Source organism: Pseudonocardia sp. MH-G8, assembly GCF_002262885.1.
In the GTDB taxonomy this organism is placed as follows: Bacteria; Actinomycetota; Actinomycetes; order Mycobacteriales; family Pseudonocardiaceae; genus Pseudonocardia.
Window position 1 is genome coordinate 26545 of sequence record NZ_NKYF01000004.1, and the last position, 15477, is coordinate 42021.

A 15477-nucleotide genomic window follows, 5' to 3' on the forward strand; every position below is an offset into this window, starting at 1 on the left:
GGCGGGCTGACGACCAGCTCCGCGCAGCCTCACATCTGTAGTGGTTCAGGCACCTGGTTCGGCACCAGGCTCGACGGCGGGTGAGCATGCCCCACGCCGGAGGTAGAGGCCGCGAGGTCACCGGCGGAGCATCGACAAAGGGATCGGGAAGACCACGATTGCCGAAGGTGCGCAAAGCTCTCGCCCTCGCCGCGCGCATGACCGGGCTCTGGCAGGTCAGCGGCCGCAGCGAGCTGTCCTGGAAGGAGACGGTGCGGCTCGACCTGCGCTACGTCGAGAACTGGTCGATCACGCTGGACTGCATGATCCTCTGGAAGACCGTCAACGCCGTCACGCGCGGGCGGGGTGCCTACTGACGCCTGCGCTCGGTTCGCGGCCTGCGCGATAGGTCAGCTTGCGCAACGCCACTTCGGCGGGCCCGCGCAGACCGCGGCGTTCCATCGCCGCGGCGGCGGCCACCGTGGTGGCCCACACCGCGACGGCGAACAGCGATACCGACCAGCTCGACAGATGAGCGCCCCAGCCCACTCCCCAGGCTGCCAGCACCGGCCCCCACGCCAAGGACTGGGCCAGGTAGCCGCTCATCGAGCGTCGGCCCAGCGCGCCGACCCAGCGCACCGGACGGCTGGAGGCCGCCGCGTGCCCGGACAGGCGGTGGGCGATCAGCCCGAACAGCGCCGCATAGCCGACTCCCGTGAAGGTCCCGGCGAAGAAGTGCAGGTTCGACAGCGTGGTGTCCGCAGCGATCTCGACGACGCCGATGTGCTGCAGCGCCAGCACCGCGCCGGTCGTCCATCCGGCGGCGATGCCCCACAGCGTCAGCCGACGCAGCAGCACCAGATGACGGCCGGGTTCATCCAGGATCCGGTGCCGCGCCGCCAGCACTCCCATCAGGAACGCCGCGGGAAGCGCCATCGTGATGATGCCGCCGATCATCGTGGAGATCCAGACGGGCAGGCGCTCGACGGCCGAGATCAGGTAGTTCGGCTCGGCGATGCTCAGCCGCTGCTGCTCGGAGAGGATCACCTCCGCCTGCGTCGAGGCGAGGGCCGAGCCCACCGCGCTGAGCAGGGCGAACGCGGCCGCCACGCCGAGCAGGACGCCGATCCAGACTTTCAGCGTGCGATCGGTGCGGCCGAAGAACAGCGGCACCATGATCAGCCCGATCAGGCCGTAGACGCCGATGATGTCGCCCTGCCACAGCAGCACCGCGTGCACCGCGCCGAAGACGACCATCCACAGATGGCGCCGGCGCAGCATCCGCCGCACGACGGTCGGACTGGTGCCCTTGGCCGTCTGGCGGGCATACATCTGCCCGATTCCGTAGGCGAACAAGAATCCGAACATGGTGTACACCCGGGCGTCGACCACGATCAGGGTGAACGCCTGGGCGATCCTGTCGGGCGCGTTCCCCACGACGGGGTGGAGCCCGATCACCCCCGTGCGGGCGGTGTAGAGGAAGTAGGGCACGTGCGCCAGCGCGATCAGCAGCAGCATCATGCCCCGCGCCAGGTCAGGCGCGAGGGAGCGCTCCGAGAGAGGGGTCGGGTGCGCCAGGCTCCCGCGCGGTGGCGCGGGGCGACGATCGCGGCGATGCCTCACGTGCTCGGCAGACCGATGTGGCCGCCACTGCTCCGACATGCTTCCCCCGACGCTCGACCGCCCCGTCTAATACAGTGTGTTAGACGCTTGGCACGACACTAACACGGCGTATTAGTAAGGTGGCGCGGTGGAAGGCACGAGAGAGCTCAGCAGCCGGGACAAGGTCCTCCTGGCCGCCATGACGATGTTCGGCGAGGACCCGGGTACGACGCTGAGCGTGCGGGCGGTCGCGGCGCGGGCCGGGGTGAGCACGGGCTCGCTCAGGTACCACTTCCCGACCCAGCGCGCGCTCCAGGACGAGGTGCTGACCCGCGTCTACGACCTCGCGATCTCCGACGGGGCGATCCACGACAGTTCGGTGCCAGCCCGGGACCGGTTGGTCGACTGCCTCCGGCAGTTGCTCGTCGGCGTCGGGGTGGGGACACGAGCACGAGAAGCCATGCGCAAGGTCGTGGAGGATTTCATCGCTCCCGAGCCGACCGAGGAGATCCGCGCGGCATACCTCGCCATCGAACGAGAAACACGCCGCCGTGTCGAGTACTGGCTGACGGTCCTCACGAACGAAGGCGCTCTCCCCGAGCGCGACAACACCCGGCGGGCGAGGTTCCTGCTCACCGTGATCAACGGGCTCACCCTGGAGCGGGCGTTGCCGGCCGAGGACCCGATCCTGCAGACCGAGGCCGACACCCTCTGCACGGCCGTCGACTGCGTCCTCGGTTCCTGATCCTCACCTGCGGGCGTGGCGGCGGGTGTCGCGGTAGAGCTCCACGGCACGCTGCTGCGATTTGACCTCGAGCTCGGTGAGGACCGACCGGATGTGGCTGCGGACGGTGCTCATCGCCACGCTCGCCTCGGCGCTGATCTCGGCCGCCCTCTGACCGCGCTTCATGCGCTGGAGCACCTCGAACTCGCGGTCGGTGAGCAGCGATGCCTACGGAGGTGGTCACGAGATCGTTCGGACCGACGACGAGCACGGCAACGACATCTGTCGGCATCGACCTGGCGCCTCCGGAACCGTTCGAAGACTGCGGTGACGGCTACGTGCTCGGTCGTCCTGCCTGCGGCGTTACGGCAGCTACCGTGAGGGGATGGCGGAGGAACCCGGAGAGGTGCTGTCCGGGCGCAACCGCCGCACGTTCCTGGTCGCGGCATGGGTCGGCGCCACGCTCCTCGGGCTCGCGCTGGCCGCCACCACCCGCATCGGGCCCGTCCTGTTCGTCCTCTCCCGCAACCACGGCGTGCACCTCGGCGACCTGGTCGCCTTCGCCGTCGTCTACGCCGTCGTGCTCGTGATCACGCTCCGGAACACCCGCGCACGCTGATCAAATACGTGGCTTCGATCACGTTCGGGGGCCGTGGCGGGGGGTCAGCGAGCCACCGCTCAGCGTGTTCGACACCAGAGATCCCCAGGTCGGCACGGTGGTCCGCGGGCACGGGACGACCCGTCAGGGCGCCGACCGCCCCGCAGACCCCGGGGTAACGTCACCCGAACGCACACCGAATGCCCAGATGGAGCTCCCCAGCACCCGGCTTGCGTGATCGCGGCCGTCCCCCGACGCCGAGGGGTTGAGAGCACGTTGCGCAGCACGATCAGCATCCGCTGCCGGCAGGACCTGGCGGGCCGAGCGCTGGCAGCCGACCTGGCCGCGCTCGCGGCCCTGGCCACCGGCGCCTGGCTGCTCGGCGTCCTGATCCACGGGCGGCACGACGTGGCCCACGAGGCGGTCGCCGTGCTCGCGTTCGCGGCCGGGGTCGCCGCCGCGATTCTCCTCGCCGCCGTCGCCGGGCTCTCCGGCAGCGCGCGCACCGGACGCATCGCCGCCGCCGTCGCCCTCTACGCGGGCGTCACGCTCCTGGTACGGGCATCCGGGCTCGAGGACCCGATGAACGTCTGGGTGCTGGCCGGCTGCACCGCCGTCCTCGGCGCGATCGGAATGCTGGCGCTCGCGGTACGGGGCCCGGTCACCGGCCGCGCAGGCCGGTGGGCCGCCCTCACCGTCGGCGCCCTCACCGTGCTCGCCGTCGCCGCGATCGGCGCCGTCGCCGTCGCCGTGCCCGGCTGGATGCCGCCCGCGTGGGCCGTCGGCGGGCTCGACGTCATCGCCTGGTCGGGGGCCGGAGCGGCGGGGATCGTCGCGCTGGTCGGCGGCACCCGCTCCCGGCGGGCGCTCGTACGCCGCACCGGGATCGCGTTCACCACCCTCTCGGCCGCCCACGCCGTGCGCATCGTCTCCGGAGGAGCCCCCGGCGCCGACCGCGACGCCGTCGGTGCCGCGCTCGAACTGGCCGCCGTCGCCATGCTGCTGGTGGCGGCCGTGGCGTTCTTCGTCGCCGTCCTGCGCGGGCTGCGCGCCACGGCGGCGCCCGCGGCGCGTGCCGTCCGGACCCCCGCACCGCGCACCGGCGCCGACGACCTCCCGGAGCAGCGTCGCGACCCGGCCGCGTCCAACGCGCTCAGCGGCCTCACCATCGGGCCCGTCACGGACGGCATCCGGATCCTCACCGCGCGCCCGCCGCAGGCCGGCCAGCCCCACGACCCCGCCACCGGGATCGGGCACGTCGCGGGCGGCCACCGGCAGTGGGCGCGCGGCACCGGCGCCCACCGCCGCACCCGCCCCGGCCGCGGCCGCCCGCCCGGGCGGGGCTGACCGCTCGTCCTGCCCCGTCCCGACACCCTCATCGATCGGCAGCTCATCTAGTTGCTAAAGTCTGCAATTGCAGATGTAGCAACAGCTGGAGGCGAGCAGGGTGAGCAGCGACGTGGTCGATGCGGTGGCGGGTGATCCCCGGTGAGCACGCCCCTCTACCAGCTGAAGGCCGAGTTCTTCAAGACGCTGGGGCACCCGGTGCGGATCCGGGTGCTGGAGCTGCTCAGCATCCGCGAACACGCGGTGTCGGAGCTGCTGGGCGAGATCGAGATCGAGCCGGCGAACCTGTCGCAGCAGCTGGCGGTGCTGCGCCGGGCGGGACTGGTGACGACGCGGCGTGAGGGCTCCGCCGTCTACTACTCGCTGACCGGCCCACGGGTCTCGGAACTGTTGGCGGTGGCCCGCTCGATCCTGACCGGCGTTCTGTCCGGGCAGGTCGAGCTGCTCGAGGACCTGCGCTCGTCCTGATCGGGCGCCGATCTGCGGATTCCACGGACTGGAGTGCTTGTGGTGGGGTTGTGGCGCAAGATTCGCGCTGTCGGGCGGGTGGCCGAACCCGCGCCACCGGCTCCGGCGGCGCCCCCGCCGCCCGCTGCGGCGGCGTTGTCGGGCTCGGTGCAGGTGCGGCACGTGGACGCGGGGTCGTGCAACGGCTGCGAGGTGGAGATCGGGTCGGCTTTCGGGCCGGTGTACGACGCGGAGCGGTACGGGGCGCGGCTGGTGGCATCACCGCGGCACGCGGACGCGCTGCTGGTCACCGGCCCGGTGACGCGCAACATGGCCGAGCCGTTGCGGCGGACCTTCGAGGCGGTGCCGCAACCGCGTGTGGTCGTGGCCGTGGGTGACTGCGCCCGCAACTGCGGGGTGTTCGCCGGGGCGTACGGCGTGGCGGGGGCGGTGCGCGACGTCGTCCCGGTCGATCTCGAGGTGGCCGGCTGCCCGCCGCGCCCGGAAGCGGTCGTCGAGGCGCTGCGGACGTTGACCGGCCGATGAACCCGGTGCAGGCGGGGCTCGTCGCCGCGGTCGTCGTCGGGCTCGGCGCCGCGGCGGCGGCGGTCGCCGTACCGCGCGCGGTCCGGTCCACCGTCACCGGCGCGGGCGTGGTGGCGGTCGGGGTGCTCGGGGCCGTCGCCGGAGTGGCCGCGATGGGCGGCCGGGCGTGGTCGGTGGCACTGCCCGGGCTGCTGCCGCTCGCCGGCGTGGAGCTCGCGGTCGACGGCCTGAGCGGGGTGTTCCTCGCCGTCGCCGGAGCCGTCGCCGTGGCCGCCGGGGTGTACGGGATCGGGTACTCCCGGCACGCCCTGAGCGGCAGGGCCGTCCAGGCCACTCTGCCGCTGTTCGTGCTGTCGATGCTGCTGGTGCCGGCCGCCGGGAGCGTCGGCACGTTGCTGGTGTGCTGGGAACTCATGGCGCTGACATCGCTGGTGCTCGTGCTGGCCGAGCACGGGCGCCGCGCGGAGGCGGCTTCGGCGGGCCGCTGGTACGCCGTGATGACCCACATCGGTTTCGTCGCGATCCTGGTCGGACTGCTCGTGCTGGTCACGTCCGCGGCCGGCGACTCGTTCGGCGCCCTTCGGGACGCGGAACCGCCACCGGCGGTCGCCGGGCTGGGTTTCGTGCTGTGCCTGGTCGGGTTCGGGTCCAAGGCGGGGATCCTGCCGCTGCACGCCTGGCTGCCACGGGCGCACCCGGAAGCGCCGAGCCACGTGTCGGCCCTGATGTCCGCGGCGATGGTCAACCTGGGCGTCTACGGGATCGTGCGGGTGGGTGTCGACCTGCTCGGCGGCGGTGCGCGGTGGTGGTGGCAGCTGGTGCTGGTGCTGGGGGCCGTCTCCGCGGTGTACGGGATCCTGCAGGCCGCGGTCCGCACCGACCTCAAGCGGCTGCTGGGGTACTCGACCACCGAGAACATGGGCTTGGTGCTGGTCGGCGTCGGCGCGAGCGGGCTCTACGCCTCGGCCGGGGCTTCGGTGCTCGCGGCGCTGGCGTTGACCGCGGCGTTGCTGCACGTGCTGGCGCACGCGGCGTTCAAGACGCTGCTGTTCCTCGCGGCGGGGTCGGTGGTGCACGCGACCGGCACCCGTGATCTCGACGCTCTCGGCGGCCTTCGGGTGGCGATGCCGGCGACGACGGCGGCGTTCGGCCTCGGCGCGTTGGCCGCGTCCGCGCTGCCACCGGGCACCGCGTTCGTGAGCGAGTGGGTGCTGTTGCAGGCGCTGGTCCACGGCCCGACGTCCGGGCTCGACGTGGCCGCCTCGATCGTGCTTCCGGTGGCGGTCGCCGCGGTGGCGTTGACGGCCGGCCTCGCGGTGGCGACGTTCGTCAAGGCGTTCGGTGTGGGGTTCCTGGCCCGTCCCCGCACCGGGGCGGCGGCCGCGGCGCGCGAGAGCTCCCCCTCGATGCTGGCCGGGATGGCGGTGGCCGGAGTGGCCTGCATCGGTCTCGCACTGGCCCCCACCGTCGCGCTACCTGCCGTGGCCGGCGTGGCCGCGGCCGTGCTGGACACGGCCCCGGCAGTGCGTGGCGCCATGACGATCGAGCTCGCCGGGGTGACCGGATCGATGTCGCCGCTGCTGCTGGCCGTGGCACTGGCCGTGGCGATCGCAGCCGTCCTCGGCGCCTTCCAGGTGGTGGCGGGCCGGCGGGCGCGGCGCGAGGCCCGGCTGTGGGACTGCGGCGCCGGACCGATGTCCCCGCGCACGGAGTACACCGCGACGTCGTTCGCCGAGCCGCTGCAGCGGGTGTTCGACGACGTGCTGGACCCGACGCAGGACGTCGACGTGACCCATCACCAGGAGTCGCGCTACCTGGTGGCGGCGGTGACGTACCGGCGCAGCGTCCCGGACCGGATCGAGCGCCGCCTCTACACACCGGTGATCGCCGCGACGGCCGCGTGGGGACGGGCCGGGCGCCGCCTGGCCACCGGCAGCGTGCACCGCTACCTCGGCTACGGCTTCGCCACGCTGTGCGCGCTCCTGGTCCTGCTGGTGGTGACCCGGTGACCGGCCTCGGTGCGGCCGGCGGGGTGCTGCAGGCAGTGGTGATCGTCGGTGGCGCACCGCTGCTGCTCGGGCTGATGCGGCAGGTCCGCGCCCGGCTCGAGGGCCGGGCCGGGGCGGGCATCGGGCAGCCGTGGCGGGACCTGCGCAAACAGCTGCGCAAGGAATCGATCACGCCACGGGGCACGAGCGAGATGTTCCGGGTCGCCCCGGTGCTGATGGTGGCGATGACGCTGGTGGTCGCGATCGTCGCACCGTTCGTCACCGTCGCGTCGCCGCTGCCCGCGGTCGCGGACCTGTTCGTCGTCGTGGCGTTGCTGGCCCACGGCACCGTCGTCATCGCGCTGGCCGGGCTCGATACCGGCACCGCGTTCGGCGGGATGGGCGCGAGCCGGGAGGTGACCATCCTGGCGCTGGTCGAGCCGACCGCGCTGGTGGCGATCTTCGCGTTGTCGGTGCGGGCCGGCTCGACCGGCCTGCCCGCCATCGTCGGCTCCGCCCTGGCCGACCCGGCCCGGTTGGTGTCCCCGGCCGGCGTGCTCGCCGCGGTCGCGCTCGCGCTGGTGATCGTCGCCGAGACCGGGCGGCTGCCGGTGGACAACCCGGCGACCCACCTCGAGCTGACGATGGTGCACGAGGCGATGGTCCTCGAGTACGCCGGTCCACGGCTCGCGCTGATCGAGCTCGGCTCCGCCATGCGGCTGTCGGTCTACCTGGGGCTGCTGGCCACCCTGTTCGTGCCCTGGGGGATCGCGACCGAGCCCGGTCCGGTGGCACTGGCCGTGGGGGTCGTGGCGTTCGCCGTGAAGGTCGCGCTGCTCGGGGCCGCGCTGGCGGCCGCCGAGGTGTTCCTCGCCAAGCTCCGGCTGTTCCGCGTCCCCGAACTGCTCGCCGGATCGTTCCTGCTCGCCCTGCTCGCGGTCACCGCCGCGTACGTCCTGGTCTGAGGGGACCCGAGATGCCCACGCAGACGGTCGAGCTGCTGAACATCACGGCGGGCACGCTGCTGCTCACCGCGGTGCTGGTGCTGTGGCGGCGCGAGCTCAAAGTGATCGTCCGCGTGTTCGCGTTGCAGGGTGTGGCGCTGGCCGGGCTGGTCGCCGTGCTGGCGTGGGACGAAGGATCGGCCGAGCTCGCCGCGGTGGCCGCCGGACTGCTGGTGCTGCGTGGTGCGGTGCTGCCGTGGCTCCTGCTCCGGGCGCTGTCGGAGGCGGGACCGGGCCGGCGGGAGACCCGCCCGGTGCTGAACGTCGCCGCGTCGCTGCTGGCCGCGGCCGCACTGACCCTGCTGGCGCTCGCGGTGTCGGCACCGCTGGTGGCGCTCGCGCCCTCGCCCTCGACCCGGGCGGTGCCGATCGCGATCGCCGTGGTGCTGATCGGGTTCCTCGTCCTCGTCACCCGCCGGCACGCGGTGTCCCAGCTGGTCGGGTTCCTGCTGATGGACAACGGCATCACCGCAGCCGGCTTCCTGACCACGTCGGGCATCGGGCTGGTCGTGGAGGTCGGGGTGGCGCTGGACGTGCTGCTGGTGGTGCTGGTGCTGGTGCTCCTCACCGGGCGGATGCGGGACGCGTTCGGCGACACCGACCTCGACGAGCTCCGGGAGTTGCGCGACTGATGGATCCCCTGCTCGCGATCGCCCCTGTCGTGATCCCCGCGCTCGGGGCCGTGGTCCACGCCGTCGCCGGGTGGCGGCCGGGTACGGCTCCGGTGGCGACGGTGTCGGCCGCCTTCTCCCTGCTGGCCGCGGTCCTGCTGGCCGGTCGCGTCGTCGCGGACGGGCCGCTCCGGGCCCTGGGCGTGCTGCGGATCGACGCGGTCAGCGCGTTCATGCTGCTGGTGATCAGCGTCGTCGCGCTGATCGTCGCCGTCGCCACCCCCGCCCACGTGGCGGCCGAGCTCGACGCCGGCCGGATCGGGCCCCGCACCGCGACCTGGCAGGCGGTGCTCGTGCAGGCCTTCCTCGCCGCCATGGCGCTCGCGGTGACCGCCGCCGACCTCGGGGTGCTGTGGGTCGCGGTGGAGGCGACCACCATCGTCACCGCGTTCCTGGTCGGGCAGCGCCGCACGCGGTCGGCCGTCGAGGCCGCGTGGAAGTACGTCGTGATCTGCTCGGCCGGTATCGCGCTGGCGCTGCTGGGCATCGTCCTGCTCAACCACGCGTCCGCGCACTCGGGCACGGGAGCCGGACTGGACTGGGCCGCTCTCGCGGAGGCCGCACCGCGCCTCGACCCCGACGTCACCCGCGTCGCCGTCGTGCTGCTGGTCGTCGGCTTCGGCGCCAAGGCCGGGCTCGCACCGTTGCACGCCTGGCTGCCCGACGCCCACAGCCAGGCCCCGGCACCGGTCTCGGCCCTGATGTCGGGCGTGCTGCTCTCGGTCGCGTTCTCCGCGATCCTGCGCGTGAAGGTGATCTCCGACGGCGCGCTGGGGGTCGGGTTCGCCCGCGCGCTGCTGCTCGCAGCGGCGCTCGCGTCGCTGCTCGTGGCTGCCTCGCTGCTCATCGCCCAACGCGACTACAAGCGCATGCTCGCCTACTCCAGCATCGAGCACATGGGCCTGCTCGCCCTCGGCGCCGCCGCGGGCGGGCCGCTCGCCACCGCGGCGGTCCTGCTGCACGTCCTCGGGCACGGCATGGCCAAGAGCGTGCTGTTCCTCGGCGCCGGACGCCTCCTGCAGATCACCGGCACCAGCAGCATCAGCGGGATCCGAGCTCTGGCCGCGCGCCAGCCGGTGCTGGCCGGGGCCTTCGGAGCCGGGATCCTCGCCCTGCTCGGCCTCCCGCCGTTCAGCCTGTTCGCCAGCGAGCTCGGCATCGTCCGCGCGGGCTTCGCCGCCGGGATCGGCTGGGCCACGGCCGCCGCGCTGGCACTCGTCGTGGTGATCGGCGCCGCCCTCGTCACCCACACCGGCCGCATGCTCCTCGGCAGCGCACCGGAAGGCCCCGGAGCCGCTGCAGCGCCCCGACGCGTCCCGCGCACGACCGCCGCCGCGCTGATCGCCGGCCTGCTCGGGTGCGCGGCACTGGGCACGACCGCCGGACCGCTCGACACCCTGCTCGAACTCGCCGCCGAGACCCTGACCGGAGCGCCATGACCACCGCCTCGACACCCCCCGGCGCCCGGGGCGGGCAGGTCAGCACGGCCATCGCCCCCGACGACCTCCCCGACCGGGCGGCCGAGCTCCTCGGCCGCGGCGCGCGGCTCGCCCTGGTCGCCGGTCACGACGACCGTCCCGTCGGCGCCGGGCTGCGCGCCGTCTACCTGTTCACGGAGGCGGCGACCGGCGGTCGTACCGAGCTGCACGTGCGTCTCGACCCCGCGCTGCCACACCTGCCGAGCCTGGCCGCGCTGTCGTTCCCGGCCGGCCGGTTCGAGCGCGAGATGCGCGACCTGTTCGGCATCGTCCCCGACGGGCACCCGTTGCCCCGCCGGCTGGTGCGGCACTTCCACTGGCCGCGAGGCTGGTACCCGATGCTCGCCGACGCCGGCCCTCCTCCGGCCTTCGGCGACGTCGAAGGCCCCTACCCGTTCCGCACGGTCGACGGCGCCGGCGTCTACGAGATCCCGGTCGGACCGGTGCACGCCGGCATGATCGAGCCCGGACACTTCCGTTTCTCGGTGGTGGGCGAGACGATCCTCCAACTCAAAGCGCGTCTCTGGTTCGTCCACCGGGGGATCGAGAAGCTCGTCCAGGGGCGCCTGCCGGTCGACGCGCTCCCCGTGGCCGAACGCGTCAGCGGTGACACCACCGCGGGCCACACGCTGGCGTTCTGCCAGGCGGTGGAGGACGCGCTCACGATCGCCGTCCCCGAGGACGCCCGGCGGCTGCGCGCGATCGTCCTCGAGCTCGAGCGGCTCTACAACCACGTCACCGACATCGGCGCCCTGTGCAACGACGTCGGGCACTCGATCCTCAACGCCCACGCCCAGCGCATCCGGGAGCGCCTGCTCCGGCTCAACGAGCACGTCACCGGGCACCGGCTGCTCCGCGGGGCGGTCCACCTCGGCGGTGCCTCCGTGATCCGGCTGCCCGACCCGGCCGAACTGGCCGCGATCGCGGCCGACGTCGACGACGTCGTCGATCTCGCCCTCGGGCACAGCGTGGTCCGGGACCGCTTCACCGGCACGGCCGTCCTCACCGCGGAGCAGGCGACCGATCTCGGCACCCTCGGGTACGTCGCCCGTGCCAGCGGCCTGACCGTCGACGCCCGCCACGACCACCCCACGCTCGCGGCCGTCGTCCCCCGGCCCGCCCCCCGTCACACCGGTGGGGACGTCCTGGCCCGCTTCCGCGTGCGCGCCGAGGAGATCAGCGAGTCCGTCGGCATCATCACGGCACTCGTCGACCACCTCGGCGACCACCTCGGCGACGTGCCGCCGACCGGACGGCCGGAGCCGGCCGCCCCGGCCACGGGCACACCGGCGTCGGGGGTCGGCATCGTCGAGGGCTGGCGCGGCACGATCGTGCAGCGCGTCGAGCTCGCCCCCGACGGCACCGTGAGCCGGCTCAAGATCGTGGATCCGAGCTTCTACAACTGGCCGGCGCTACCGGTGGCCCTCACCGACGCGATCGTCCCCGACTTCCCGTTGGTCAACAAGAGCTTCAACCTCTCCTACGCAGGCAACGACCTCTGAACCGCAGGCTCAGCGCAGCGTCCGCGGATCGTCGTCGACGAGCACCTCGTCGAGCGCGAACGTCTCGATGTCGAGCACGAACCCGCGCACGCGGGTGTCCGGGTGCAGGAAGGGGTCGTGACGCAGCTGGACGATGTCACGGCGGACGCTCTCGGCCGGCTCCCGGAACGCGTGGGTGCGCCAGGACGGCCGCATGCCGGTCTCCGTGGCGAGCTCCTCGGAGAACTCCTCGTCGGTGAACATGGTGAGACCGCAGCCGGCGTGCTGGACCAGGATCACGTCGCGCGTGCCCAGCTTCCGCTGGCTGATCGTCAGCGAACGGATGATGTCGTCGGTGACGACGCCCCCTGCGTTGCGCAGCACGTGCGTCTCGCCGATGTTCATGCCGAACAGGGCGAAGGTATCGATCCGCGAATCCATGCAGGTCACCACGGCCGTACGCAGCGAGGGCGGCACCGCGAGGCCTTCGGCGCTCGCCGCCGCGAGCTTCCCGCCCCCGGCCTCGTACCGTCTCAGCAACTCCTCGGAACTCACCCGGACAACTAACCACGCCGCACGCCGGTTCCGCTGCTCGACAGCGCGGGAATGCGGGCCAATTCACGCGGCCGCGGTCAGGCCGCGCTGGTGGCCCCCAGCCACGGCTCCCACGACGGCAGGGGCTCCACCGCCAGCACGAGGATGCCGCCCGCGGCACGGTCCGGGGCGCGGGGGACGACGGAGAGCGTCCAGCCGATCTCCTCGATCATGCGATCGGCCTTGCGGGAGTTGCAGGTGCGGCAGGCGGCCACGCAGTTGTCCCAGGTGTGCGCGCCGCCGCGGCTGCGGGGCACCACGTGGTCGATGGTGTCGGCGCGCTTGCTGCAGTAGGCGCAGCGGCGCCCGTCGCGCCGGAGCACACCTGCGCGTGTCATCGGAACGCTGCGGCGGTAGGGCACGCGCACGTAGCGGGACAGGCGCATCACCGACGGCGCGGGGAGGGTGAGGCTCTCCGAGTGGAAGGCGGCGCCGTCGAGACCGGCCTCGACGCACTCGGCCTTACCGGTGAGCATCAGGACCACGGCGCGCTTCGCGGTGACGACCGCGAGCGGTTCGAAAGTGGCGTTGAGAAGCAGGACCCGGGACCCCGTCGGGACCACGCTCGGGTGCGGCGCGATCCCCGGCACCTCCCCTGGATCGGGGTGGGCACCGTTGGGGCCTGGTTGTCGATGCTTCACGCGACCACCTCCCTGCGCTGATTCGACCATAGCGGCAGCGGGTTACGCACGTGTGATAAGGGGGCGACACACCGGTGCCGCGCTCCGCGCGTCAGCCGGGCAGGTCGGCGAGCAGCTCGCTCTCGATCACGGCGCGCATGCGGACGAGCACGTCCATCATCGTGTCCACCAGCTGCTGGGCGTCCTTGGCCGAGCGGGCCGAGGCGATCTCGCGGCGGGCGTCGCCCATGAAGCTCGTGAGCAGCGCGACGAGCACCCGGTTCACCGGGCTGTTGCTCGCCCGGAGCAGCCGGAAGTTGTCCTTCACCCACTCCTTGCCGCTCTGGCGCAGCAGCTTCTGGAACCCGGGCGGGGTGTCGCCGTCGTAGACGAGCTTGACCAGGTCGCGGTTGCTCCACGTGGCCTGCAGGTAGGCGCGGGCCCCGGCCTCGAACAGCGCGAACGGGTCGGTGACGCCGTCGGCCCGCGCCGTGGCCACCGCGGCGGCGGCCACGGCGTGCTGCTCGTCGCGGTAGCGCTCCCACAGCGCGGTGAACAGCTCGGCCTTGCCGCCGAAGTGGTGGTAGAGGCTCCCGACGCTCGACCCGGCGCGCTCGACCACCTCGGAGACGCTCGCCTCCGCGAAGCCGCGCCGCGCGAACACGGCCCGGGCCGCGTCCAGGAACTGGATGCGGGTCTGCTCGGTGGTGCTCCACTGCCGGCCGGCGCTGCGGCCGCCGCTGCGCGCTGTCACGGCGCCTCCTCGATCACTCGACATCCGGACCCCATCTCGGACGCCGGTCGCGCAAGCCTACGTAGCCACGGTATCGGCGGGTCGGAAGACCGGGACGGCGGTCTCCCCGTGGTCCTCCCAGCCGATCTCGACCCGCATCCCGACGCGCACGGCGTCCGGGTCGGCGTCGACCTCGGCGAGCATCCGGAACCCCTCGTCGAGGTCCACGTAGGCCACCACGTAAGGAGCGTGCGCGCGGAAGAACGGGTGCCCGTGCCGGCGCACCACGGTGAACGTGTAGACGACGCCGCGGCCCGCCGACTCGCGCGTCTGCCCGCCCTCCACCCGGCGCGGGAAGAAGACGACCTCCCCGTCCGGACCTGTGCCGTAGGTGAGGCGGTGCTCGCCGCACGCCGTCCAGAACTCCGCGGTGTCGGGCTCGGTGAGCACCGGCAGCGGTCGGGTGTCGGTCATGTCAGTCCCTCCCCAGTACGACGGTCGCGGCGGCGTGGCGGGTGCCGAGCAGGCCGCCGTTGCCGTGGGCGACGGCGGTGCGGGCCCCGTCCACCTGCGAGGTCGACTCCCCGCGCAGCTGCCGCGCCGCCTCGGTCAGCAGGAAGATGCCGCGCATGCCGGGGTGGTTGGACGAGAGCCCGCCGCCGTCGGTGTTGAGCGCGGGCGCGCCCGGCCGGTCGAACCGCAGCCGCCCGCCCTCGACGTACGGGCCGCCCTCGCCCTTCTTCGCGAACCCGAGGTCCTCCAGCAGCGTGAGCACGGTGATCGTGAACGAGTCGTAGATCATCGCGATGTCGACGTCCTCGGGCCGAATGCCGGCCTCGGCGAATGCGGGCGGTCCGGACCGGGCGGCCGCGCTCGTGGTGATGTCGCGGGTGTTGCCCGGGTAGCCGACGGCCTCGCCGGAGCCGAGGATCCACACCGGCGACGTGCGGCAGTCCGCCGCCACGTCGGCCGCAGCGATCACGACCGCGCCGCCGCCGTCGGAGACGAGGCAGCAGTCCAGCAGGTGCAGCGGGTCGGCCACCATCCGCGAGCCGAGCACGTCCTCCACGGTGATCTCGCCGCTGTTCCTGATGCCCAGGGCGGCGAGCCCGGCGACGGCCTCGGGGTTGCGCACGGCGTGCGCGCGCGTGGTGACCGCGACCTCGGCGAGCTGCTCGGGCGTGGTGCCGTACTCGTGCATGTGCCGCTGCGCCACCAGGGCGTAGTTGCCGATCAGCGGCAGCCCGTAGGGCGTCTCCATGTTGCTCGCCGGTGCCGGGTCACCCGGTGGGCGCGCGCCGGTGCCGATGGCGCGCGACTCGCTCTTCGCCGTGGACCCGTAGGTCAGCAGCGCCACGCGCGCCCGCCCGGCGGCGATGTCGCGGGCGGCGTGCGCGGCGTGGAACTCGTAGGAGCTGCCGCCCACACCGGTGGTGTCGACCAGCCGCGGGGAGATCCCGAGGTACTCCGGCACCGCGATGCCGGCCATCGGGCCGGTCTCCCCCGCGTCGTAGACGGCGTCGACGTCGGCGAACGTCAGCCCGGCGTCCGCGAGCGCGCGGGCGGCGCACTCGGCTTTGATCTGCCACTTGCTCATGCCGTCGACCCGCCGCGAGGCGAGCTCGTGGATCCCGACGATCGCGGCGGCGCGCGCTGCCATCTCCT

Annotated in this window: 17 protein-coding genes and 1 pseudogene; 11 read left to right on the forward strand and 7 right to left on the reverse strand. The window is 73.2% G+C overall.

Annotation, left to right across the window (positions count from 1 at the left end; translation table 11 throughout):
• Positions 1-197: 197 nt before the first annotated feature.
• A pseudogene (locus CFP66_RS12250) lies at positions 198-356 on the forward strand (sugar transferase); the annotation flags it as partial.
• On the opposite strand, the gene CFP66_RS12255 reads toward CFP66_RS12250, so the two are convergent.
• On the reverse strand, positions 331-1500 hold the full coding sequence (locus CFP66_RS12255; protein ID WP_094923197.1) for a DUF418 domain-containing protein: 1170 nt from the start codon (positions 1498-1500) through the stop codon (positions 331-333). The pseudogene CFP66_RS12250 and the gene CFP66_RS12255 sit on opposite strands and share 26 nt — an antisense overlap.
• A gap of 229 nt (positions 1501-1729) precedes the next feature.
• Here CFP66_RS12255 and CFP66_RS12260 point away from each other — a divergent pair, with 229 nt between their 5' ends.
• The gene (locus CFP66_RS12260; RefSeq protein ID WP_233159369.1) at positions 1730-2326 is read left to right on the forward strand and encodes a TetR/AcrR family transcriptional regulator; all 597 of its coding nucleotides are present in this window, start codon (positions 1730-1732) and stop codon (positions 2324-2326) included.
• A 3-nt stretch (positions 2327-2329) separates the two neighbouring features.
• Here the strand turns inward: CFP66_RS12260 and CFP66_RS12265 are convergent, their stop codons facing one another.
• Complete coding sequence (locus tag CFP66_RS12265; RefSeq protein ID WP_255413860.1) at positions 2330-2527, reverse strand: LuxR C-terminal-related transcriptional regulator; 198 nt, start codon at positions 2525-2527, stop codon at positions 2330-2332.
• A gap of 163 nt (positions 2528-2690) precedes the next feature.
• Between CFP66_RS12265 and CFP66_RS12270 the strand changes: the two genes are divergently transcribed.
• The 9 genes from CFP66_RS12270 (at position 2691) to CFP66_RS12310 (ending at position 11886) form a co-directional block, all read left to right on the forward strand.
• Positions 2691-2924: a hypothetical protein gene (locus CFP66_RS12270; RefSeq protein ID WP_094923200.1), complete on the forward strand. Its 234-nt coding sequence runs from the start codon at positions 2691-2693 to the stop codon at positions 2922-2924.
• Between the two features lie 255 nt (positions 2925-3179).
• Positions 3180-4250: a hypothetical protein gene (locus CFP66_RS12275; protein ID WP_094923201.1), complete on the forward strand. Its 1071-nt coding sequence runs from the start codon at positions 3180-3182 to the stop codon at positions 4248-4250.
• 141 nt (positions 4251-4391) lie between these two features.
• Positions 4392-4718 (forward strand): helix-turn-helix transcriptional regulator, encoded by a 327-nt coding sequence (locus tag CFP66_RS12280; protein ID WP_094923203.1) that lies wholly within the window; start codon positions 4392-4394, stop codon positions 4716-4718.
• Positions 4719-4796: 78 nt separating this feature from the next.
• Positions 4797-5243, forward strand: a complete 447-nt coding sequence (locus tag CFP66_RS12285; RefSeq protein WP_233159370.1) for an NADH-quinone oxidoreductase subunit B family protein — start codon at positions 4797-4799, stop codon at positions 5241-5243.
• Positions 5240-7252, forward strand: a complete 2013-nt coding sequence (locus tag CFP66_RS12290) for a proton-conducting transporter membrane subunit (RefSeq protein ID WP_094923204.1) — start codon at positions 5240-5242, stop codon at positions 7250-7252. The genes CFP66_RS12285 and CFP66_RS12290 overlap by 4 nt, the downstream gene beginning before the upstream one ends.
• The gene (locus tag CFP66_RS12295) at positions 7249-8196 is read left to right on the forward strand and encodes a respiratory chain complex I subunit 1 family protein (protein WP_094923206.1); all 948 of its coding nucleotides are present in this window, start codon (positions 7249-7251) and stop codon (positions 8194-8196) included. Before CFP66_RS12290 ends, CFP66_RS12295 begins: the two co-directional genes overlap by 4 nt.
• A gap of 11 nt (positions 8197-8207) precedes the next feature.
• Entirely contained in the window at positions 8208-8867 is a 660-nt protein-coding gene (locus tag CFP66_RS12300; protein WP_094923207.1) for a hypothetical protein, read from the forward strand.
• Positions 8867-10345 carry a proton-conducting transporter membrane subunit gene (locus CFP66_RS12305; protein ID WP_094923209.1) on the forward strand — a complete coding sequence of 493 codons (1479 nt, stop codon included), beginning with the start codon at positions 8867-8869 and terminating at the stop codon, positions 10343-10345. The genes CFP66_RS12300 and CFP66_RS12305 overlap by 1 nt, the downstream gene beginning before the upstream one ends.
• Positions 10342-11886 carry an NADH-quinone oxidoreductase subunit C gene (locus CFP66_RS12310; RefSeq protein ID WP_094923210.1) on the forward strand — a complete coding sequence of 515 codons (1545 nt, stop codon included), beginning with the start codon at positions 10342-10344 and terminating at the stop codon, positions 11884-11886. Before CFP66_RS12305 ends, CFP66_RS12310 begins: the two co-directional genes overlap by 4 nt.
• A gap of 9 nt (positions 11887-11895) precedes the next feature.
• Here CFP66_RS12310 and CFP66_RS12315 read toward each other — a convergent pair whose 3' ends face one another.
• The 5 genes from CFP66_RS12315 to CFP66_RS12335 form a co-directional block, all read right to left on the reverse strand.
• Positions 11896-12420 carry a carbonic anhydrase gene (locus CFP66_RS12315; RefSeq protein WP_094923212.1) on the reverse strand — a complete coding sequence of 175 codons (525 nt, stop codon included), beginning with the start codon at positions 12418-12420 and terminating at the stop codon, positions 11896-11898.
• Between the two features lie 77 nt (positions 12421-12497).
• Complete coding sequence (locus tag CFP66_RS12320; protein WP_233159371.1) at positions 12498-13100, reverse strand: HNH endonuclease; 603 nt, start codon at positions 13098-13100, stop codon at positions 12498-12500.
• A 91-nt stretch (positions 13101-13191) separates the two neighbouring features.
• On the reverse strand, positions 13192-13833 hold the full coding sequence (locus CFP66_RS12325; RefSeq protein WP_198961405.1) for a TetR/AcrR family transcriptional regulator: 642 nt from the start codon (positions 13831-13833) through the stop codon (positions 13192-13194).
• Between the two features lie 57 nt (positions 13834-13890).
• Positions 13891-14286, reverse strand: coding sequence for a Zn-ribbon domain-containing OB-fold protein (locus CFP66_RS12330; protein ID WP_094923217.1), 396 nt, complete (start codon positions 14284-14286; stop codon positions 13891-13893).
• Position 14287: 1 nt separating this feature from the next.
• Positions 14288-15472: a hypothetical protein gene (locus CFP66_RS12335; protein ID WP_094923218.1), complete on the reverse strand. Its 1185-nt coding sequence runs from the start codon at positions 15470-15472 to the stop codon at positions 14288-14290.
• Positions 15473-15477: the final 5 nt, after the last annotated feature.